The 22,901-nt window shown below is 37.8% G+C and carries 21 protein-coding genes; 16 read left to right on the top strand and 5 right to left on the bottom strand.

Going from position 1 to position 22,901, the window contains the following annotated elements:
• Positions 1-136: 136 nt before the first annotated feature.
• From OE105_RS13680 to mgtE, 3 genes are all read right to left on the bottom strand, one after another.
• Positions 137-1,318, bottom strand: a complete 1,182-nt coding sequence (locus tag OE105_RS13680; protein ID WP_275420684.1) for an FtsW/RodA/SpoVE family cell cycle protein — start codon at positions 1,316-1,318, stop codon at positions 137-139.
• 192 nt (positions 1,319-1,510) lie between these two features.
• Positions 1,511-2,863 (bottom strand): hemolysin family protein, encoded by a 1,353-nt coding sequence (locus OE105_RS13685; protein WP_275420685.1) that lies wholly within the window; start codon positions 2,861-2,863, stop codon positions 1,511-1,513.
• A gap of 428 nt (positions 2,864-3,291) precedes the next feature.
• On the bottom strand, positions 3,292-4,653 hold the full coding sequence (mgtE, locus tag OE105_RS13690) for a magnesium transporter (protein ID WP_275420686.1): 1,362 nt from the start codon (positions 4,651-4,653) through the stop codon (positions 3,292-3,294).
• Between the two features lie 425 nt (positions 4,654-5,078).
• Here mgtE and OE105_RS13695 point away from each other — a divergent pair, with 425 nt between their 5' ends.
• The 8 genes from OE105_RS13695 (at position 5,079) to OE105_RS13980 (ending at position 13,309) form a co-directional block, all read left to right on the top strand.
• A complete protein-coding gene (locus OE105_RS13695; RefSeq protein ID WP_275420687.1) occupies positions 5,079-5,849 on the top strand; it encodes a hypothetical protein in 771 nt (256 codons plus the stop codon).
• Positions 5,850-6,057: 208 nt separating this feature from the next.
• Positions 6,058-7,137: a D-alanine--D-alanine ligase gene (locus OE105_RS13700; protein WP_275420688.1), complete on the top strand. Its 1,080-nt coding sequence runs from the start codon at positions 6,058-6,060 to the stop codon at positions 7,135-7,137.
• A 151-nt stretch (positions 7,138-7,288) separates the two neighbouring features.
• Positions 7,289-8,677 carry a UDP-N-acetylmuramoyl-tripeptide--D-alanyl-D-alanine ligase gene (locus tag OE105_RS13705; protein ID WP_275420689.1) on the top strand — a complete coding sequence of 463 codons (1,389 nt, stop codon included), beginning with the start codon at positions 7,289-7,291 and terminating at the stop codon, positions 8,675-8,677.
• A 135-nt stretch (positions 8,678-8,812) separates the two neighbouring features.
• Positions 8,813-9,511: an alpha/beta hydrolase gene (locus tag OE105_RS13710; RefSeq protein ID WP_275420690.1), complete on the top strand. Its 699-nt coding sequence runs from the start codon at positions 8,813-8,815 to the stop codon at positions 9,509-9,511.
• Positions 9,512-9,613: 102 nt separating this feature from the next.
• Positions 9,614-11,044: a degradosome RNA helicase CshA gene (gene cshA, locus OE105_RS13715; protein ID WP_275420691.1), complete on the top strand. Its 1,431-nt coding sequence runs from the start codon at positions 9,614-9,616 to the stop codon at positions 11,042-11,044.
• Between the two features lie 294 nt (positions 11,045-11,338).
• Positions 11,339-11,818, top strand: coding sequence for a PH domain-containing protein (locus OE105_RS13720; protein ID WP_275420692.1), 480 nt, complete (start codon positions 11,339-11,341; stop codon positions 11,816-11,818).
• The gene (locus tag OE105_RS13725) at positions 11,811-13,220 is read left to right on the top strand and encodes a PH domain-containing protein (protein WP_275420693.1); all 1,410 of its coding nucleotides are present in this window, start codon (positions 11,811-11,813) and stop codon (positions 13,218-13,220) included. The genes OE105_RS13720 and OE105_RS13725 overlap by 8 nt, the downstream gene beginning before the upstream one ends.
• Positions 13,139-13,309 (top strand): hypothetical protein, encoded by a 171-nt coding sequence (locus OE105_RS13980; protein WP_420842608.1) that lies wholly within the window; start codon positions 13,139-13,141, stop codon positions 13,307-13,309. The genes OE105_RS13725 and OE105_RS13980 overlap by 82 nt, the downstream gene beginning before the upstream one ends.
• A 137-nt stretch (positions 13,310-13,446) precedes the next feature.
• Here OE105_RS13980 and OE105_RS13730 read toward each other — a convergent pair whose 3' ends face one another.
• A complete protein-coding gene (locus OE105_RS13730; RefSeq protein ID WP_275420694.1) occupies positions 13,447-14,037 on the bottom strand; it encodes a rhomboid family intramembrane serine protease in 591 nt (196 codons plus the stop codon).
• A 96-nt stretch (positions 14,038-14,133) separates the two neighbouring features.
• Between OE105_RS13730 and acpS the strand changes: the two genes are divergently transcribed.
• The 8 genes from acpS (at position 14,134) to OE105_RS13770 (ending at position 22,619) form a co-directional block, all read left to right on the top strand.
• A complete protein-coding gene (acpS, locus tag OE105_RS13735; RefSeq protein ID WP_275420695.1) occupies positions 14,134-14,490 on the top strand; it encodes a holo-ACP synthase in 357 nt (118 codons plus the stop codon).
• Between the two features lie 206 nt (positions 14,491-14,696).
• Positions 14,697-15,719: a LolA family protein gene (locus OE105_RS13740; protein ID WP_275420696.1), complete on the top strand. Its 1,023-nt coding sequence runs from the start codon at positions 14,697-14,699 to the stop codon at positions 15,717-15,719.
• Positions 15,720-15,922: 203 nt separating this feature from the next.
• Entirely contained in the window at positions 15,923-17,074 is a 1,152-nt protein-coding gene (gene alr, locus OE105_RS13745; RefSeq protein ID WP_275422210.1) for an alanine racemase, read from the top strand.
• A gap of 151 nt (positions 17,075-17,225) precedes the next feature.
• Complete coding sequence (locus OE105_RS13750) at positions 17,226-17,507, top strand: CopG family ribbon-helix-helix protein (protein ID WP_275420697.1); 282 nt, start codon at positions 17,226-17,228, stop codon at positions 17,505-17,507.
• Positions 17,508-17,512: 5 nt separating this feature from the next.
• Positions 17,513-17,863 carry a type II toxin-antitoxin system PemK/MazF family toxin gene (locus tag OE105_RS13755; protein ID WP_275420698.1) on the top strand — a complete coding sequence of 117 codons (351 nt, stop codon included), beginning with the start codon at positions 17,513-17,515 and terminating at the stop codon, positions 17,861-17,863.
• Positions 17,864-18,097: 234 nt separating this feature from the next.
• Positions 18,098-20,284 (top strand): Tex family protein, encoded by a 2,187-nt coding sequence (locus OE105_RS13760; protein ID WP_420842549.1) that lies wholly within the window; start codon positions 18,098-18,100, stop codon positions 20,282-20,284.
• 270 nt (positions 20,285-20,554) lie between these two features.
• Positions 20,555-21,109: a sigma-70 family RNA polymerase sigma factor gene (locus OE105_RS13765; RefSeq protein ID WP_420842550.1), complete on the top strand. Its 555-nt coding sequence runs from the start codon at positions 20,555-20,557 to the stop codon at positions 21,107-21,109.
• The gene (locus tag OE105_RS13770; protein ID WP_275420700.1) at positions 21,102-22,619 is read left to right on the top strand and encodes a hypothetical protein; all 1,518 of its coding nucleotides are present in this window, start codon (positions 21,102-21,104) and stop codon (positions 22,617-22,619) included. The genes OE105_RS13765 and OE105_RS13770 overlap by 8 nt, the downstream gene beginning before the upstream one ends.
• A gap of 102 nt (positions 22,620-22,721) precedes the next feature.
• Here the strand turns inward: OE105_RS13770 and cmpA are convergent, their stop codons facing one another.
• Positions 22,722-22,835 (bottom strand): cortex morphogenetic protein CmpA, encoded by a 114-nt coding sequence (cmpA, locus tag OE105_RS13775; RefSeq protein WP_275420701.1) that lies wholly within the window; start codon positions 22,833-22,835, stop codon positions 22,722-22,724.
• Positions 22,836-22,901: the final 66 nt, after the last annotated feature.

Consider the following 22,901-nt stretch of genomic DNA (forward strand, 5'->3'; position numbering starts at 1 on the left):
TAACATTACTCCTTTAAAAGGGGTTTGACGATTACATTTTACTAGGGGAGTGTTACTTGTCTCTATTTTTTGATCAAAAAAAGGTGCTAGGTTTAGTCACCTGCACCAAAAATGATAGCGCACATTTTTAAAATAGTTATTCATCCTCTTCGGAAGAGAACATATATTTTTTATGATAAAATTTTATACTAAATACAATTCCAATTGCTAACATATTTCCCATCAACGAACTACCGCCATAGCTTAAAAAGGGCAACGGAATACCAGTAATTGGTAATAACTGAATGGTCATACCGATATTCTCGAACACGTGAAAGGTGGTCATGCTAATAATCCCTGCAATGATGTACGCGTTAAAGGGTGATTTCGTTTCCAAGGCGATTTTAATTAAATGATATATTAACAGGAAATATAAACTGATGACGATACTTGCTCCGATAAAACCGTATTCTTCCGCAATAACAGTAAAAATAAAATCCGTATGCCGTTCAGGAATAAACACTTCCTTACCCATATATCCTTTTCCAAAGATTTCACCGGATCCAATCGCTTGAAGAGAGCTGATTAAATGATACCCTTCATCGGAAGGATAACTGTATGGGTCAAGCCACGAGTATATTCTTTCAAAGGCGTGCTTACCGACGTGCTGACCGATAAAATCTTGAAGCAAATGGGGTAGATAGAGCATGATGAATATCAGGACGCCCCCAATGATCGCCGCTATCGAAAAGGTGGGCAGTATGATTTTCCAAGAAATCCCCGAAACGAGAATCATTCCGAGCATAATTGCAATATAGACGAGCCCAGTTCCTAAATCCGGTTGAAGGGCGATGAAAATAAGAGGTACAAGAAAGGTTACCCCGATTTTAACGAGTAGAAATAAATCGCTCTTTAACGTCTTTCGAATATACTTCTGATGATGGTCAACGATTAAACGGCTAACTGCAAGGATCAGAAAGGTTTTCATAAACTCCGATGGCTGAAGACTGCCAACAGGAGTGTTGAACCATGATTTCGCACCATTCCGCGGTCTTGCAATCGACTCCGGAGCAAAGTATAAAAAAATCAACATTAACAGACCGAACCCGTATAAATACCAAGATAGCTTTTTATATTGATCAGGGTCGAACAATAAGGCACCTGCGATAATGAATGCGCCAATTCCGTACCAAAAAATTTGTTGTGCGAAAAAATTTGTATCGTATCGGGAATCGGTTTGCCCACTGGAGATGGCTATACAACTAATGATAAAAAATAAAAGTAAAATAAACGCCAAAGTCCAGTCGAACCGTTCCATCTTCGTTTTATTGTTTTCCATGATGCTCACCTTCATCAATATTCGAGCAGATAAAAAATTACATTATATGTGTACCTTCAAATAATGCTAACAGAAAAAGGGGATCGTTACAATAAGAAGTATACCATTTCTAATCATTTAAACAAAAATGGAAAAGAAAAATAAAAACCACCCAAAAAGGATGGTAACCTTTAATAGGTGATTTTTCGCCCATTAAATGATTTCCGTCTTAGCGGGAACGGGAATCGGTTGCGGTGTTTGACCCGTTTCACGTTTCGGTGTCACTTCAATAAATTTAATATGATGGTCTTCCATTTCTAAAATTTTAAATTCATAATTTTTATATGTGAGTGAATCCCCTTCTTTGATTTCGAAGTTTTCTGTCAAAATCCACCCGCCGATTGTGTCCACATCTTCGTCATCAATATCTAAATGCAATCGCTCGTTCACTTCACTAACGAGTACTTTCGCATCAAAAATATAATGATCCTCTTCCAATTGGCGAATAAGGGGAATTTCATCCATATCAAACTCATCACGAATTTCACCAACGATTTCTTCGACGATATCTTCAACGGTTACCAAACCGCTCGTTCCCCCATATTCATCCATTAAGATGGCCATATGGATTCGTTCTTTTTGCATCCTTACTAACAATTCATGGATGGGAATTGTGTCAATGACTCGGATAATTGGTCGAATATACGATTCGATGGTTTCCTTTGAAAGTTTTTTCCCTGAAATAAGGCCTGTTAACAATTCTTTTATATTAATTAACCCGATAATATGGTCTTTATCCCCATCGGTAATTGGATAACGGGTGAATTTTACAGTACGTACGATTTCTAAAACGGTTTCATAGGAGTCGTTTATATCAATGCTGACGATTTCCGTTCGTGGAACCATTATTTCCTTCGCAACACGATTATCAAATTCGAAAACATTGTTCACATATCGAAATTCGGAAAAATTAATTTCTCCACTTTGAAAGCTTTCCGATAAAATCATTCGAAGTTCTTCTTCCGTATGGGCACTTTCACCTTTTTCAATTTGTTTAACACCGAATAGTTTTGAAAATCCTCTTGCCGATCCGTTTAAAAACCAAAGAATTGGTGACATAATCCGGTAAAACCAAACGAGTAGGAAAGAAAAACGAAGTGTTAGTTGTTCAGCCTTTTGAATGGCAATGATTTTCGGAGTTAATTCCCCGAAAACAATATGCAAATAGGTGATTAAGGCAAAGGCTAGGACAAATGAAATAACGTTCAAGCTTCCATCTGAAAGAGATATATCGTTAAATAAGGATTGCAGCAATTCTTTGATGGTTGTGACTCCTAACCAACCGAGCGCAAGTGATGTAATCGTGATGCCCAGTTGACAAGCTGACAAAAAATCATCCAAATTCGATACAATCTTTTTGGCAGATTTAGCTCCCCGCCTTCCTTCCTCTAGAAATTGCTCGATTTTTGATTTTCTAACATTCACAATGGCAAATTCTGAGATAACAAAAAAGGCAGTTAACGTAATCAAAATCAAAATATACAATAAGTCAACTATGTCGTCCAACCAATTTCCCCATCTCGCCAGTCGAGTGGGGGAGTCACCTCCTAAAATGAACAATTTAATTACGCAAGGCTATTTTTACGCCTAAACAGGAAAAGTTTTAGGTAGCCATACCTCCCTATCATTCATTTTACAATATTTTCAGTCACTTGGCATGAAAAAATATTTGACAATTAGTTTCCATAATTTTACTTACACATCGTAAAATTTTCATAAAGAAAAAGATGCGTATTTAAATAATATTATAAAATCGCTATAACTTGCAGTCAATGATTGAATGGATTCATACATCTATTTTCCTAAAGCAACGGGGAAAACGAAATACATGTAGTTAGTTAAACTATATTTTACTAGTTAGATGTATATGCAATTTGATAACGATTTCTTGAAGGGAATCGGGGAAGGAAAAAGGCGACTACAGAGGGCGCCTTTCATAACAATTTATTTAAAAAAGCAGTAGCGATGGAAAAATACATAAGTAGAGAAAAGATATCATTAAGGGTCGTAATCAATGGTCCTGATGCAATCGCGGGATCAATTTTGAAACGGTATAAAATTAATGGAATAACCGTGCCGGATAATGTTCCAATAATAATTGCTGAAAATAAAGAAAGTCCGACAACTAGTCCTAGGTACATATTTCCTTGCCAAATAAAAGCAATCAGTGTAATAATAATCCCTAGCACAACTCCGATAATCAAGCTTACGAAAAACTCCCGGATAATTAATTTCACTATTGCTTTTCGATCTGGTTCTTGTCCTGCCAATCCCCGAACAACTAGGGCCAATGATTGAGTGCCTGTATTTCCTGTCATAGCTGTAATCATCGGCATGAAAAAGGCGAGGGCAACGACAACATTTAACGTATCTTCAAAATAACTAATTATCCCACCGGAAAAAATCCCGATAATCAATAGAAGAACAAGCCATGGAAGTCTTCTTCGAGCAGCGACGGAAGCTTTTGTATCGAAATCGATCGACTTTCCGGATGCAGACAATTTTTCAATATCTTCATCCGCCTCTTTAATAATGACGTCTAACATATCGTCAAAGGTGACAATTCCTAATAACACATTATTTTCATCTACGACAGGTAGCGCCAAAAAATCGTAACGTTCAAGAATTCTTGCTGCTTCTTCCTGATCCGTAAAAGCTAAAACGGAAATCACCCGTTCATACATAACGTCTTTAATTTTTTGATTACTCTCGGCTAAAAGAAGGTCCCGATAAGAAACGACCCCAACTAGTCTCCGATTTTCATCGACTACATACAAATAATTGATCGTTTCCGCATACTCAGCGAAATTTTTTAACTTCTCCACAGCCTCTGAAACGGTATAATAATTACGAATCCATACAAAACGGTTCGTCATCAATCGCCCAGCGGTCTCTTCAGGATATTTCATGATGTGTTGAACGATCGTGGATTCTTCATGCTTCATTTCTTTCAAAAGGGCATGGGCTTTTTCAGCAGGCAAATCGTGTAAAAGGGAAGCAAGGTCGTCATTATCCATCAAGTTTAAAACTTCCCCTTTTTTATCGATCGTTAATTTGTTTAAAATTTCATATTGTAAATCGACATCTTCCATACCTTGAATAACATCAGCGAGCGTATGATTATTTAAATGGAATAAAAAACGGGTTTTAAATTTTTGTGGTAAGTTTGTATAAATCTTGGAAATATCATACGGTTGAAGCTCATCAAGTAAATGTTCCAATTCTAATTTTTTATTTTCCTTTAATAGCTTCACAACCGTTAGTAACAATTGTTCGTCGGATAATAAATGATGCATTTGAATCTCCCCCTTTTTGAAAAATAAACGTTAAATGTTAAAAAAACTGTATGCCTTGAAAAAAGGCGGGAGTGAATAATCGTAATTTCCTTTTTGCCTAACGTGATCGGTTAAATATATACGTTTTAAATCCCTATTTCACATTGTGCATAATCTAACTAGCCCAATTTTCACACAGAATCATAAGAAACACAAGGGGGCAAGATGAGGAAAATGTAGTCATATATGTGAAAAGATGAAGGGATTGAAAAAAAAGAGTAATGGGAATGTAAAGAAAAAAGATGGGGAAGTTTGATAAAATATATATGTTGAGCTCGTCTATCACCGGCCTATTATAATGTTAATCGTAATAATGGCTGCCGGGGATTTTAAATGAAATAACGATGAAGGTAGTTTATAAGGAAATTATAATTGGAGGAATGACGGTGGCCAAATCCGATTCAAATTCAACCATCATTTATTTGCTCGTCAATAGACATGAGCGTTATGTTGTATCACACGGTATTTCATTTCAAGATTTTATTTGGAATTTAAATACTCCTCCTCTGCATATACTTTTATTAAGCAATCGTTTCAATGAAAGTGAATACCATCTTCATACCCAACTCGATTATGTGTCAAGTGAACAGTTACCGAATTTGTTAAAAAAAGAGATTAGTGCATTAGGTGATTTTTGTTGGGTCGATTTTGAGGATGTGTTCGATTTAGATGAACTGGATGGTCAAGAATTGGCAGAACTTTTATATTTAGGGCATATGAAGCGGCATTTAGTCCCTCCATTTTATCAAAAATTGAACAATCGGTTTGCCTATTTAACGAACAATGACGGATGGATGAACAAAATCTATTTTCGGAATTGGAACGATTTCTACAATTGTCTCGGGCGTTTCATTCCATATAAAATGAAAGATGTAAAATGGGATGGATTGTTCAGCCCCTTTCGAAAAAAGAAAGAATATCCTGTAGTGGAAAAGGTGATTTTGCAGCAATTGAATACGTTAATGACGGAAGGTTTCGTCATTTCCTTCCAATCGGTTTCCCAATCACGTAATCAGTTGGCGCTTCCCTTTTTCACTGTAGGAGACTTTTACGATATGGAAGAAATGCTTGAAAGTTATCGTTCCCAATCGAAACCAAAAGGGTATTTTTTATATGATAAAAAGGCAAAGATGTGGTCCATTTCTTTCGTAGATTAAATTGATTTTCGGACAAAAAAGCCCCTGTTGGGTTTTGATGAAAGAAAGGATAGGTTCAGTGTACTCATTTCATCTGGAAAAAAGTATTGATGATGGAATGAGCTAAGATAATTTTATTGAAACGTCCAAACCTTACTCATTTCGTGATAAAATAAATGTCATTAGAACATGAGAAACGAAAAAAGAAACCCTGTTTGGAGGATTTACAGTGAAAAAACGAATTTATTTGTTATACGGCGGAAAATCTGCGGAGCATGAAGTATCGATTCGAACAGCCTTTTCCGTTATTTGTGCATTAGATTTTACCAAGTATGAAGTGACTCCCGTTTATATTACGAAAGATGGAAACTGGATGAAAAGGGATGTTTTGAAAGAACCGCCAAAGACTATGGATGAATTGGAACGCCAGCTGAATAGGGATGTGAATGGACTTATCGAAATCATGAGAGACATTGCTCAAGCAAAGGAAAACGGCGAACAACTCCCGATCCTTTTCCCACTATTACATGGAACGAACGGGGAAGATGGTACGGTTCAAGGGCTATTCGAAATATTAAACATTCCCTTTGTTGGTAATGGGGTTCTTGCTTCTGCTGCAGGTATGGATAAGGTCATTATGAAAAACTTGTTTGCCCAAGCCGGGTTGCCTCAAGTGAAGTATGTTTCTTTTAATCGTTTTGAATGGGAGAAAAATGAGGACGGAGCGTATGATGAGGTAGAAAAGAAAATAGGTTACCCGTGTTTTGTTAAGCCAGCAAACTTAGGTTCAAGTGTTGGGATTAGTAAATGCCAATCGCGGGAACAATTACAAAAAGCTTTTCGGGAAGCTTTCCAATTTGACCGTAAAATTATTATTGAACAAGGGGTAGAAGCAAGGGAGATAGAGATTGGTCTTTTAGGAAATGAATCCCCAGAATGTTCGGTTGCAGGAGAGATTATACCGAAGGCGGAGTTTTATGATTATAAAGCGAAATACGAAGATGGAAATACCGCATTAGTAATTCCTGCCGATATCCCGAATGAAACGTACGAGCGTGTGAAAGAGATCGCTTTGAAAGCATTTAAAGTATTGGATTGTTCAGGATTAGTACGGGCGGACTTTTTCTTGACGAAAAACGGGGAAGTACTAATTAATGAAATTAATACGATGCCTGGTTTTACTCCGGTTAGTATGTATCCTCTTCTTTGGAAACATACCGGAATCGATTATCCCGAATTGATTGATAAACTGATTGAATTTGGCTGTGAACAATATAGAGAGAAGGAAAAGATTCGGTATACGTTTTAACGAGATCTTTTCCCCTTCATATTAAAAGGGTAATTGAGTTCGAGATGGCTGTAAAAACGGATGGCAATCGAAATATGGAAAAAACAATATATCACTTCTTGAGGGTTGGCAAAAACCAACCCTTAATGTTTTTACATAAGGAGGTACATGTATGATTCGAAAAAAGATAAAAGAATTAAAAACAATGATTCCTATTTTAAACGATATTTCCCAAATTGGAGATTTAGAAGTGAACGGAGTGTCTATCAATACGAAAGAGCTCGAAAGGGGAAATTTGTTCGTACCCCTCAAGGGACAAAAAAGGGATGGACATGAGTTTGTCGAAGAAGCTTTTAAACGAGGGGCCTCCGCTTCTCTCTGGCAAAAAAACGTTCCGAATCCGCCTAAACACCTCCCATTAATCTTCGTTGATGATCCATTGGATACGTTACAACAATTGGCACGGGCATACAGAAAAGAACTCTCTTCATTGAAAGTGGTCGCTGTAACAGGCAGTAACGGGAAGACGACGACAAAGGATATGGTCGCCGCTCTTTTATCACGAAAATATAAAGTACAAAAAACGATTGGAAACTTTAACAATCATATCGGTTTACCGCTTACCATATTACATTTGAAAAAGGAAACGGAAATTGCCGTTTTAGAAATGGGAATGAACCATTTTGGGGAAATTGATTTTCTTTCAAAAATGGCCGAACCGGATGCTGCCATTATTACGAACATCGGGGATGCCCATTTGCAGGAACTCGGCTCTCGGGAAGGGATTCTAAAGGCAAAATTAGAGATATTAAACGGTTTAAAACAGTGTGGGTTATTTATTTATCCTGGTGATGAACCGCTCTTTTTAAATCATAAAAAATTGGTCGGTTCCCAGTGGAAAAAGAAAACCTTTGGAAAATCAAAAGCGAATGATTTGTATGTGAAGTCCGTGAAAACAGGAAAAGATGGGACAGAGTTTTCGGTAAACATTTCAGACGAAATATTCCAACTGCCGATTATTGGGGAATATAACGTTTCTAATGCCATGGCCGCAATGCTGATCGCAAAGGAATGGGGTATAACGTTTCAAGAAATGAATCGAGGCTTTTCCCAATTAAAACTTTCTAAGATGAGAATGGAGATGATGCGTGGTATCAACGGATCAACCATCATCAATGATGCCTACAACGCCAGTCCTACATCGATGAAAGCGGCAATTGATACGATTGGGAAGCTATCAGGGTTTAAGAAAAAAATCGTCCTCTTGGGTGACATGTTCGAACTCGGAGAAAGGGAAAGGGAATTTCATCGGTCAGTCGGAGAAAGCATCGATCAAAATCGTATTCATTTCGTCTTTACTTATGGCAAACTGGCAAAATATATTGCAGAAGGAGCGAGGAAAAATTTTAGTGCACAGCACGTTTCCTTTTTCAAGGATCAAAAAGAACTCCTCCAAAGATTAAAATCGATGCTCGACGAAGGAACGTTACTTTTTCTTAAAGCATCAAGGGGGATGAGACTAGAAAAAATAATGGAAGAGTTATTAGAAAAGAATGCGTGACTAAAATTCAATGGATAGGTGCATTTAAACCCAATTATTACCAGTCTTACCAATATATTATATCGTCGATGATGATTATGGCCGTCTAAAGGGGTTATATTAAATAGTAGTCCGTTTATGAAAAGGGTGGCAATCATGATCGGCGTTTTATGTATTCACGGTTTTACCGGTTCTCCCAGGGAAATTGATCCGCTCGTCCAATATTTGAAGAAAAATACAAACTGGATCGTCAAAGCCCCCACATTACCTGGACACGGTGAACCGTTGAAACTGAAGGGAATCGGCTATGAACATTGGCTCCATTTTGCAGAGGAAGAATTGAAACAATTATTGGACCGTTGTGAAAAAATATATGTTTGCGGCTATTCGATGGGTGGAATGATTAGTAGTTGGCTCACTGCCCGTTATCCAATAGACCGCCTTGTCCTTTTAAGTGCCTCTGCATTTTATATTAATCCAAAATTATTTTATAAAAATTTGTTCTCTTTCGTTGTAAATGGCTGGAAACCGTCATGTAAAGAGCGGCAGATCCTTTTGGCTTATAAACGGAAAATTAGAGCGACTCCATTATCTGCTTACATGCAATTTCGGAAATTGGTGAAACAAATTCGTCCAGCCGTAAAAGAAGTACAAGTCCCAACCTTGATAGTCCAAGGTAGAAGGGACTCGATTGTTCCAGAAAAAAGTGCCCATTATTTGTATAAACATATTTGTACGAGGGATAAAAAATTATTAATGATTGATGAGGCTAATCATCTGATTTGTTACGGGGATCATAATCATTTTTTGTTCCAGGAAATCATGCAATTTCTTGAAGGAAAGACGAATTTTTGAATCCATTGCAATGAAAGATAATAAATGGTATGATAAATTGAATAATGAGCGTTAATGATGCTCTCATTCGGAGAGTTTTTTAGTAGAAGGAGTTTGAAAAAATTGGTAAAATTTGAGGAATTACATTTAAGTGCAAGTACATTGAAGTCATTAAAACGAATCGGTTTTGAGGAAACGACGCCGATTCAAGAACAAACGATTCCCCTAGGTCTGGCGGGTCGAGATATTATCGGTCAGGCGCAAACGGGAACAGGAAAAACGGCAGCTTTTGGTATTCCGCTCATTGAAAAGGTAAATACGAAAAAAAAACATATTCAATGTTTGGTTATCGCTCCTACACGGGAATTAGCGATTCAAGTTTCCGAGGAATTGCATAAAATCGGTTACGATAAACATGTCCATGTATTGGCTGTGTTTGGTGGTCAAGATATTTCTAGACAAATTCGGGCTTTGAAAAAAATGCCGAGCATCATCGTCGGAACACCTGGAAGATTACTTGATCATATCAACCGAGGTACGATTAAGTTGTCAAATATTCATACCGTTGTTTTAGATGAAGCGGATGAAATGTTAAATATGGGTTTTATTGATGATATAGAGGCGATTTTAGAGAAGATACCGGAAAAAAGACAAACCCTATTATTTTCTGCAACGATGCCAGAGAAAATTCGACAAATCGCCATAAAATTTATGCATAATCCTGAAACGGTCAAGACGAAATCGAGGGAAATGACCGTTCCCCAAATTGAACAATATTTTGTCAAAGTAGATGAGAGGGAAAAATTCGATGCTTTAACTCGTCTTCTCGATTACCAATCACCGGATTTGGCCATCGTGTTCGGTCGTACGAAACGACGGGTAGATGAATTGTCTGAGGCACTGTCCATTCGTGGTTATACAGCGGAAGGCATCCATGGAGATTTGAGCCAAGCGAAAAGATTATCGGTTTTACGAAAATTTAAAGAGGGAAGCATTGATGTTCTTGTCGCAACGGATGTAGCTGCAAGGGGATTAGATATTTCTGGCGTTACTCACGTGTATAATTTCGACATCCCCCAAGACCCGGAAAGTTATGTTCACCGAATCGGTCGAACAGGAAGGGCTGGTAAAACGGGAATGGCCATTACCTTCGTCGTACCGAGGGAAATGGGATATTTAAGGGTCGTAGAAGAAACGACGAAAAAACGAATGAAACGAATGCAAGTCCCGTCTTTAGCAGAAGCGATTGAGGGCCAGCAACGGATTATTATTGATAAAATTATCAATACGATTGAGGAAAATGATTTAACCCTTTATCGAAAAGCAGCTGAACAATTGTTACAGGAACAAGATAGCATATCCATTGTTTCTGCAGCTTTAAAACTTTTAACAAAGGAACCGGATAATACGCCGGTTAAAATCTCATATGAAGTTCCACTACCAGTGAAACGGGATAAAATGACAAAAAGTGGCGGAAAAAAAGAACCCCAAAAAAGAAGGGGGCGGAGGGTGAATAAATTTACCGGGAGATCGAATAACAAGGCGAAATCATAATCAATGAATCGTCCAAGCCGATTGTGGCAAGGACGGTTTTTTGTTTGCTTATTTTTGCTGACAATAAATAGCGGAGATTTATTTTGGTATTTCCTAATCGAACGCTGGCTGATGACCCGTTTATCCCTATATCAAAAAAGATAGGTTCCATAAAACGGGGAAATCATGTAAAATTTTTTTGAAACGAAGTTATTTTAGATGAAAATTGGAGAATTTCCTAGAAAAATGGGAACCAATTCTACAATCGTTCGTATATAGAGTTGGATTTTCCTAGAGAGGAGAGAAAAAAATCGTATGCTTAATGAACTGAAAAATCGAATATCTGAAAAGGCATTGACTGTCTGGAAAATTCACGGAATGATTCAATCTGGCATTTTCCTTCTTGTCGCGGTCGTTGCCACGGTCTTGATTTTCATTTTTGATTGGCCGAAATGGATTATTTCGATTTTAGTTGTTTTATTCATCCTTGGTGGGTATTATTCCATTTTCTTCTCCCCTAAATTAAAATGGAGACGTTGGCGTTATGAAATACGGGAACAGGAAATTGAATTGCAACATGGATTGTTCGTCGTAACGAAAACGCTAATTCCAATGGTCCGTGTCCAACATGTGGATATGGAGCAAGGACCGATTTTGAAAAAATATGGATTAGCGACGATTTCCATTTCCACTGCTGCTACTACTCACGAAATCCCCGCTCTAGAGGGGGAAGAGGCGGAAAACGTGCGCCAAATCATTTCCGAACTAGCAAGGGTGGCTGAAGAAGATGTCTGAAAAAAGAAGAATGCATCCAATTGCTATAGTTACCAACTTATTGAAAGAAATAAAAGAGGCCATTTTCCCGATCGTCATCACCTTTATTATTGGTTCAGGAGAAAAGGAAGGTTATTTGGATTCATTTATTTTTTTCGTTCCTATCATTATTTTCATAGCTGCGATTGTCAGTAGCTTCGTGCGTTGGCTCCGTTTTACCTATAGGATTGAAGAGGGCGAATTACGAATCGAACACGGGCTTTTTGTCCGGAAAAAACGGTACATCCCTTTTGAACGGATTCAAAGCATATCCACATCGGAAGGTATTTTGCAGCGGTTATTCGGATTAGTAAAAATGACGATTGAAACAGCGGGAGGGCAATTAGAAGCAGAAGCGATGTTAACGGCGATTTCCAAGGAAGAAGCCGCTCGAATTCAGTCAACCTTCGAAATGGTAAAAGCTGGAATTTCGCAAGAAGGTATGACTAATTCGATTGATGATGAAGAACCATTCACCGAGCGCTCTCAACTAAATATTGAAGAAAAAAAAGAGCTCGTGTATCAGATGAGTTTTAAAGAAATACTTCTCGTATCCTTTACAAGTGGTGGAGCACTTGGCGTTATCTCCGCAGTTGTCGCCTTTATATCTCAGTTCGATGAGCTGATTCCTTTTGATAAGCTGTATTCCGATCTTCTAAATTTTGTCGCCCACGGAATTGTCTTAGCATCCATTGTTGGGATGTTTATCATTTTTATGGCGTATCTGGTTGCTATCTTTCGTTCTATGTTAAAATATAGCAATTTTACCGTGGAAAAGACGGATGAAAATGTGATTATATCCTACGGTTTGTTAGAAATTCGACGGACGACGGTTCCGTTAAATCGAGTTCAAGGAATCGAAGTTCGTGAAAATCTAATCCGCTCGTTATTCGGTTATGCTTCCGTGTATATAATCAATGCGAGTAGCGGTTCTACAGAAGAAACTTTTGACAATATTCTTGTCTGTCCATTTATTAAAAAAAATAAAATATCTGAAGTAATCGAAAAAATACTTCCTGATTATCAAATCGATGTTTCAATCCATCCAATACCGGAGCGGGCAAAAATTCGATATATGGTCCGACCGCTTTATTACATAACCATCCCAATAGCCCTTGGGATTTACTTTTTACCTCCTTGGGGGTGGTTTTTACTCCTACTTTTTCCGATTTTCTCTGCCATTGGGTATGCAAGTTATCGTTTTGCCGGATGGAATTTAACGGGTGATCAACTGGTTCTTCGTCATCGTTTTTTAACGGGACGACGGTATATATGTTCAAAAATCGAATACAAGCACTGGGAATCAAAAGAAATTGGTTTCAAAGGAGGAAGAAACTCGGAACGATTCAAGGTTCGATTATGTCCTCCATCGGTTCAAAAGTAGGGGAAACGGTTGATATTGATGAAGAGGAAATGATGGACATATACCAATGGTTTAGTCGGTCCAAGATGAATGAAAGCGAGTGGACGTAAATGAAGCGTTCATTTTAAATGGCTCGGTTATAACGGGCCTTTTTTTACTTTTCATTCTCGTATGCCATTTGACTCAGATTCGATCGTCGATGAACGCTTATCCTACGGAAAAAAGTAATCAGTAATATTTTCCATCATTAACTTTTTATCATCTGTTTTCCACTGATCATCCATCCGAAAAATACACCCCAAAGAAACCCACCGATATGGGCATACGGGTTTGCATCGGTTTGAAAAAAGGAAAACAAAATAACCAATCCAATCATTATTCCAATCGTTTTCGCCTGTTCCTTCGGTAATCGTTTTGCAATGATTAGGCTTACAAAGACACCGAGAAAACCGAACACACCACCGCTTGCTCCCGAATGGACATAGGCGGGCGGGGCAAAAATGTAAGTGAACAAATTTCCGAAAATGGCCGAACTAAAAAAAATAAGTAAAATGCACCAATCTTTCACCCGCTCTCCTAACATCGAGCCAAATAAATATAGAGAAAAGCTGTTGAAAAGAAAATGATGGAATGAGATGTGGACAAAAATCGGTGAAATGAATCGCCACCATTCACCAGAAGTAAGAAGAATGTTGACACCGACCATTTTTTCAAAGATTGAACGATTTGGAAATAACGGTATAGTTAATAAACAATAAAAAATAATTTGAAGGGTGAGTAAAAAAATGATCGATGTTTGAAGTGTATTCAATTGTGGATAAGCGGATTGTCTTTGCATATAAAAAACCCTCACAAAAAAATCTTGAATGGATTGTTTTGAAAAACCTTTGTACAATATGTATATGAATGAAGTTATAAAATAGAAGGTGTTCGTATGATTGTAGGAATCGGATTGGACATTGTGGAAATCAAGCGAATTCGGGAACTTTTTTTACGTCAAGAAAAATTAAAGGAACGAATATTGACAGAAAAAGAGCAGGAAATATTTGCCCAATTACCGGAAAAAAGAAAATTTGAATTTTTAGCAGGTCGCTTCGCTGCGAAAGAAGCCTTTTCGAAAGCATACGGAACAGGGATTGGGAAGGCCCTTTCCTTTCACGATATCGAAATTGTAAATGATGAAAAGGGAAAGCCTTATTTCACAAAACCGAACCAATTCCGGGCGCATCTTTCCATTTCCCATAGCGATCATTATGCTGTCGCCCAAGTAATTATCGAAGATTCACCTTGAATGAAAAAACGAATGATTGAACGTTTGCCAGCATAAACCCAATGATTTCATTCATCTTTCGGGCAAAATGTTTTGCATAATCGGATAGTTTGTCTCATATATTTGTAATGCAAATCTAAAGGGTAACAACTCGATTTCTATGATTTATTGTTGTTGTCGAGTCGATTTGCCTTTTTTTGAATGCAAACATACGAGGGGTGGGATGAATGAAAAAATATTGGGTATATTTTTTTCCTTTTTTAATCGTTGTTCTTATGTTAGCCGGTTGTGGTGCAAAGACTGAGGAAGAGGTCATTAAGGATTTACAAAAGAAAGCAGAAACATTAGAAGGGTATAAAATGCAGGCGAAAATGAAATTGACGATGGGTACAGATCCGCAAGAATACGAGGTGGAAATTTGGCATAACCGACCGGACTACTATCGGGTGAATATGAAAAATGCCAAGCGGGAACAGAGTCAAATGATTTTAAAAAATAAAGAGGGTGTTTTTGTACTTACCCCAGCTTTAAAGAAAAGTTTCAAATTCCAAAGCGAATGGCCGAACAATAGCAGTCAACCGTATCTTTATGAGTCTCTTGTTAAAGACGTAATTGAAGATAAAGATGCAAAGATGACTGAAACGAAGGAGCACTATGTTTTTGAAGCAAAAACACGGTATCAATATAATAAAATGATGCCGATCCAAGAAATTACCTTTGATAAAAAAAGTTTAGCTCCGGTACAAGTGAAAATCATGGATCAGGATCGGAATGTGATGTTAGCAGTCGAGTTTTCCGATACGAAATTTAACACATCCTTTGATGAAGGTTCCTTTGATTTAAATCGAAATATGACGAGCACTGAAATTGAAATGCCAGTTACGACGGTCAATGAAGAGATGGATCATTCCTTTACGATTAAAATTCCAACAGCGGAAATCCCGGGTACAACACTTGTCGATGAAGAGGAAATTTCTACTGCAAATGGAATACGAATCGTCATGACCTACGATGGAGAAAAATCCTTTACATTAATGCAAGAAAAGGTAAATGTTTTAGAAACATCTAGTATGACCCCTACTTTAATTGACGGGGATCCCGTTGATCTCGGGTTTACCATCGGTGCTTTAACTGAACGTTCGATTATTTGGACGGATGGATTTGTCGAATACATGATTGCCTCGAATGATTTGACGAAGGAAGAAATGGTGATGTTGGCGAAATCAATGCAAGGTACAATTTCAAAATAATGTAGCCAATGAAGACGATAAAAAGAAGAGAAAAGGAATTGAAACTGCCATAGTGTTGGCGGTTTTTTTATTTTTACTATAATCCCATAGATCCAATGAACGGGGAAAATATTTAGCCCCCCTTGAAACTTATTGCCGAATAATAAAAAAAACTTTATACTTTAAACAAGACAAAAGTACATTATCAGAGGGAAGTGGACCAATTGGAAGGGGAATTTTATAGAGAAACATGGGTAGAAATCCAATTGGACGCGATTTCGAAAAATATTCAAAATATCCGGGATTTTTTACCGAAAGAAACGAAAATTATGGCGGTTGTAAAAGCGGACGGGTATGGACACGGTGCTTTGGAAGTTGCGAAAGTTGCGCTTCAATCCGGAGCAAAACAATTGGCCGTTGCGATGCTCGATGAAGCGGTTTTTTTACGAAACCATGGGATTGAAGCTCCAATATTAGTTTTAGGCTATTGTCCCCCTGAATATGCGAAAATTGCAGAAATGTATGATATCGCATTAACCGTTTACCAAACAGATTGGTTACGGAAAGTAAAACCCCAATTAAATCGGGGACCATTACATGTACACGTAAAATGCGATACCGGGATGGGACGCATTGGCGTTAGGGATGAGGAAGAATTCAAGAACTTGATTCACATGATCCATATGTCCCGGGAATTCCAATTGGAAGGCATTTTTACCCATTTTGCCAAAGCTGATTCCAAAGATTCTAGTTATTATCGGAAACAATTGGACAAATTTATTCAATGTTTAGAAACGATTGATTCCAAGCCGAAATGGATTCATGCGGGAAATAGTGCCGCCTCCCTTTTATACGAAGACAGCTTATTTAATATGGTTCGTATCGGTATTGCCATGTATGGCCTATCCCCTTCACCGGAAATTAAAAAGGATTTACCGATTTCTCTTCACGAAGCTTTCTCTTTGCATTCGAAGCTTATCCATGTGAAAAAGGTGGGGAAAGGTGCAAAAATCGGTTACGGTTGTACGTATACAGCTGAGGAAGAGGAATGGATCGGCACGATTCCGATCGGATATGCTGACGGGTGGCTCCGGGCATTACAAGGACAGACCGTTTTAATCGATGGAGAACGTGCACCGATTGTCGGTCGAATTTGTATGGACCAATGCATGGTCAAGCTCCCGAAACGATACCCGGTGGGCACCAGGGTTACCTTAATTGGGAAACAGGGAACCGAAAAAATATCCGTTGATGAAATTGCAGAAAAATTGAATACGATTAATTATGAAGTCGTCTGTTTAATATCTGAACGGGTTCCAAGGGTGTATAAAATTGGAGAAAAGACGATAAAAAAGGTGAATAAAACTTTGTGCTAAGTTTGGTTTGGAAGATGAATCCTATTTTTGCATAAAAAGTACTTTGTTTGGTTCATAATAGATAAGAATTCATGAATATTCTTTTCTATTGTAAAAATAAATGGTACTATGATATATGAATATGTTGTGGAGTTTGGTGGAGGTGTCCTTTGTGTCCGAATCTGGTGTAACGCAAGAAATATTAGTCAGCTTACCGCAAAGCCTTTTGTCGGAAATTGATGGCTATGTGAAACAGGAAAATTGCAATCGGGACGAACTGATCTATCAAGCGACAAAAGCTTTTTTGTATGAGAAAAAAAAGAGACATATTCGCGAATCGATGAGACGGGGATATATGGAAATGGCAAAAATCAATTTATCGATCGCGATGGAAGCCATCCATGCGGAATATGAGGCAGAACATACTGTTGAGAGATTAGTGAGCGGGGGATAACTCCTTTGATTGTTAAAAGAGGCGACGTTTATTTTGCTGACCTTTCCCCTGTCGTTGGATCTGAGCAAGGAGGCGTTAGACCTGTCCTTATTTTGCAAAATGACATCGGGAATCGGTTTAGCCCTACTGTAATCGTTGCCGCAATTACAGCCCAAATTCAAAAGGCAAAACTGCCGACCCATGTGGAAATTGATGCGAAGAAATATGGATTTGAACGGGATTCGGTTATACTTTTGGAACAAATTCGAACGATTGATAAACAACGATTAACAGACAAAATAACTCATCTCGATGATGATATGATGGAAAAAGTTGATGAATCATTACGAATTAGTTTAGGGTTAATCGAATTTTAACGAAATAACGCTCTTAGGAATAAAGAGCGTTTTTTCATACATAATCGGGGCTCTTTTGCGGTAAGATTTTCCGATAAGGCTTGATTTGATCGCCTGGAAAGTACACATTATATGTTCTGCCAAATGGATAAGTCTCGATGGCTTATCTTTTTTGTTTGGAAAGGGATCATTTACATAACAATAAATAGAAAACGTTTTGTCAAATGTATAGAGTGATGGACGGGAGTGAAAACGATGGAGAAAAATGAAAGTCATATGATGTTTATAAAAACAATTGCGAAGGCACAACATATTAAACCTATTCAAGTGGAAAATGTCATCCGTCTAACGGAAGAAGGTAATACGATTCCTTTTATCGCCCGATATCGAAAGGAAAAAACCGGTGCACTCGACGAAGTGATGATTCGGGAAATCCTTGAACGATGGGATTATTTAAACCATTTACAAACACGAAAGGACGAGGTACTCCGAATCATTGGGGAGCAAGGGAAGTTAACGGAGGAATTGGCCGAAAAAATTCAACGGGCGGAAAAATTGCAAGAAGTGGAAGATTTGTATCGTCCGTATAAACAAAAACGAAGAACGAAGGCAACCATTGCAAAAGAACGAGGATTGGAACCTTTAGCCCAGTGGATGCTCAAACTTCCAGAATCAGGTGATTTACAAAAAGAAGCTGAAAAATATATTAATGAAGAATTAGAAGTTATAACAGTAACGGATGCAATTAACGGAGCGAAGGACATCATTAGTGAATATGTATCAGACCAGCCGGATGTACGGAAATGGATTCGCTTTGAAACTTTGAAACATGGTACGATTCGATCGGTTGTGAAAGATCGGGAAAAGGATGAAAAGCAAACCTTTGAAATGTATTACGATTATGAGGAACCGATTGGAAAAATCGTTCCCCATCGTATTTTAGCGATGAATCGGGGAGAAAAAGAAGGGGTTTTGAAAATATCCGTTAAGCCGGATCTAGAGAAAATATTGGCATATATAAAAAACTACTTCATTTCTAATCCTAATTCGATCGTATATCAGGAAGTAACCTCTGCCATTGAAGAAGGGTATAAGCGACTGATTCAACCGTCCATCGAAAGGGAAGTGCGAAATGAGTTAACAGAAAAAGCAGAGGAGCAGGCTATCCATATTTTTTCCGAAAACTTACGGAAATTACTTTTGCAACCACCTTTAAAGGGAAAGACTGTTCTCGGTGTCGATCCGGCTTATCGAACGGGGTGTAAGTTGGCTGTTGTCGATGAAACAGGAAAGGTGTTGCATATCGGTGTGGTTTACCCTCACCCACCAGTAGCAAAAAGGGAAGAAGCAGAAAAAGTGTTATTACAATTGTTGGAACAATTTCCAATCGAGATGATTGCCATCGGAAACGGTACGGCTTCCCGTGAAACGGAAGAATTTATCGCTTCCTTATTGAAAAAGACAAGAAAAGATCTTTACTATTTAATTGTGAGCGAAGCCGGAGCTAGTGTTTATTCTGCATCGGATTTAGCAAGGGAAGAGTTTCCAGATTTGCAAGTGGAAGAACGAAGCGCTGTTTCCATTGCAAGGAGAGTACAAGATCCGTTAGCGGAACTCGTAAAAATTGACCCGAAATCAGTCGGTGTCGGACAATATCAACATGATGTTTCTCAAAAAAAGTTGCAGGAATCATTAAACTTCGTTGTCGAAACGGTTGTGAACCAAGTAGGTGTTAATGTAAATACAGCTTCCCCATCCCTTTTGCAATATGTTTCTGGATTATCGAAAACCGTCGCTAAAAATATCGTTAAACATCGGGACGAAAAAGGGAAATTCAAAAATCGAGAGGAATTGAAAGGAATTCCGCGACTCGGGGAGAAAACGTATGAACAGTGTATCGGATTTTTGCGAATTGTTGACGGAGATGAACCGTTAGATCGAACGAGTATACACCCGGAAAATTACGAAGTGGTAAAATCCTTCTTAAAAACAATCGGTGCATCCGTGGAAGAAATTGGAACATCAAGTTTAATTCGTCGATTGGAAGGGATTGTTCCTTCTCAATTGGCAGAAGAACTTGGAATTGGTCAACTCACTTTAAAGGATATTTTGGACGCATTGAAACGACCGGAGCGGGACTTGCGGGATGATCTTCCGAAACCGTTATTACGCAAAGATGTTCTCCAACTAGAAGATTTAAAACCGGGTATGGAGTTGGAAGGTACGGTTCGAAACGTTGTTGATTTCGGTGCTTTTGTCGATATAGGTGTTAAACAGGACGGACTTGTCCATATTTCGAAAATGAGTCGGCAATTCGTCAAGCATCCCCTCGATATCGTCTCTGTGGGAGAGATTGTAACTGTATGGGTTGAAGATGTGGATGTGAAAAAAGGAAGGATATCCCTTTCAATGGTTGATCATCATTCAAATGAAACTAAGTAATAGGACTCATGATAAGAAAAAATAATATGCCCGATTCCCATACATTTGGGTTTCGGGCTTTTCTGTTTTTTATACTAGGAATGTTTTCAAGGATTGGAGGAAAAAAGAACGTTACCATCAGAAAAAATGTTCAATACTTCCAATCATTGGATTCCAACCGATTGGAAAACTATTTTTAATAAAAGAAAAGTAAGATGGAGAAAAAATGGGACTTTATTGAAATTCATCCGTCTTTATTAATAGAAACAATCATCACAGATCGAAAAAGAGGTGAACAAGTTGGCAGAAAAAGCGGAATCGGTCGGCCATTTTAATCTTCTAACAAAGGACGAATCGATTGAACAAATTATGGACACATATGGTGAAGAATTGAAAAGATTTATTTTTACCTATGTAAAAAACCGCTCGCAAACAGATGACATTTTTCAAGAAGTGTTATTGACTGTATATCGACGCTTAGATACGTTAAAGGATTCCCGTTCATTGAAAAATTGGTTGTATAAAATCACCGCAAATAAATGTAAAGACTATTTACGATCACCGATTCATCGTCTAATTGTTTGGAAGGAAGAGATCACGGAAAATACAAATGATACTCCGGAACGTGCCGTTGTCATGAGCGAACGGAAAAGGGAGCTTATTGAAGCGATTTTAAAATTGCCAATTAAGTATCGGGAAGTACTGATTTTACAGTATTATAAGGAATTTTCAATTAAAGAAATTAGCGAACTTTTAAACGTGAATCCTTCGACGGTTAAAACGAGAATCATGCGGGCAAAGGAAAAACTAAGACAAAATATGAGGGGGGATATATTCGATGATTAAAATTTCAAAAAAAGACTTTGATCAATTTCTTGGGTCTGAACCCTTTTATTCAGAAATGGATAAGAAGAGATTTTTCCGTACCGTGCAAAATAAAAAACGAAATCGAGATTGGTTCCCGAAACTTTTAACAGCTGCCTTGATTACCGGCCTGTTTGTTGTCACGCTTCAATTTTTTCAATACCCTCAATTTTTATTTCAACAAGATCATCGTAATGCAGATTCAATCTTATTAGGGGAGAAAAAATGGACTGTAGCTTCATCCAAAAAAGATGTTGAAGCCTTTTTTGATCAATTAGTTCCTGGTTTAAACTTGGCAAAGGATCGAGGTGTCGTTAAAGAAATTGAACAACGGATATCTTTGGGGGATGGAGTGGATTTACGAATAGAGGAAATATGGAATACCTCTGAGCAACTGTATATTTTTTATAGCATTGGCGTAACGGATGTGGAAAAATGGAAAAACAGTCATTCAATTCCAGTTATCGAAGACATATTTTTAAAAAGGGATTCGGAAAATGCTTTTTATTCCCAACATGTTACGATGGAACCGGATTTGATAACACCATCGAACACTATTTTTTATAAAAACCGAATGTACCACTATTTAAAGGCACCTGCCCTTTTATCCTCTGAACCATTGGAATCCGTGGATACGATCGGAATTGTAGATATTTCTATGGATGTTTTTGGAGAAAAAGTAACTGTGGAAAATGTGGAACTTCCGATCTATTATGATTATTTCGAGGAAAAAGAGTCGGTCGTTAGCCAATATATTGATCGAACGCTTGTCGGTGAAGGGTTTCGTTTCGATTTTGAACGCTTAGATATTCGACTAACTGATACTCTACTGTATACAACTGTTCAAACACCTGAAGGAACCCGGGTTTGGGAAGTAGAAGGAAGAATCGAACCTTACCCTGGTACGGAAAAGGATGTTCAATCTTTTCAAGTGAATTTAGGTCAAATCAATCAAAATTGGTTTACTGCAGAATTACAACCATTTCAAAAAATACCGGACGAATTGACGATTCATATAGATAACGTCTGGATCATCGGTGATGACGTTCTCCGCTTCTCCATCAACCGAACGGATATTGAAAAAAACGTTACTGATCCCGAATCCGGCTCCGAGCCGTACCATCAATTTATAACAGAAATTAAAAGTACGAAGGTGTATTTAGAAAATTTCTATAGGGTTGAAGGAGGAATCATGCTCGTTTTACAATATGAACCAACGGATGTGAATACGTTTGTTTCTTTGAAAAAAGCAGATCTCACAACTTTTGATATAGAGGGTGATGTAATTTTTCCGAATGTTTTGTCTGTGACAAATGAAAAAGGGAATCGTTTTGACATTACCTACGCTGGTCAATACAAAGATGATGAATTTTATCTTTTTCTTGATGAAAAATGGTTACAAGAGTCCGAGCAAATTAACGTAGAACTGAAAAACTTACTCTATTTATTAAAGGTGAATCAATCTCTTTCTTTCCCAGTTTCGAAGGAATGATAATAAAAGTGAAAAGTTGGATGAAAATTAGCCGATAAATGGCACAACTTAAAAAAGACGGTTGATCTCATTTAAGGGATGAAGAAATCAACCGTCTTTATTTTACGAACGGAGATGATTCAAATAAAAATACCAACAGTCATTTAGCAATTTAATTTGATACCGATTTTTTTCATAAAAAGCCCTTTGCATTTGTTGTTTAAACCATTTAGGCATCCATCTCCCCTCCATATGTGTAAAATCCCGAAGATGTTATGCAAGAATTTAGATTGGAATGAGATT

Source organism: Fervidibacillus halotolerans (assembly GCF_026547205.1).
GTDB classification, from domain to species: domain Bacteria; phylum Bacillota; class Bacilli; order Bacillales; family Caldibacillaceae; genus Fervidibacillus; species Fervidibacillus halotolerans.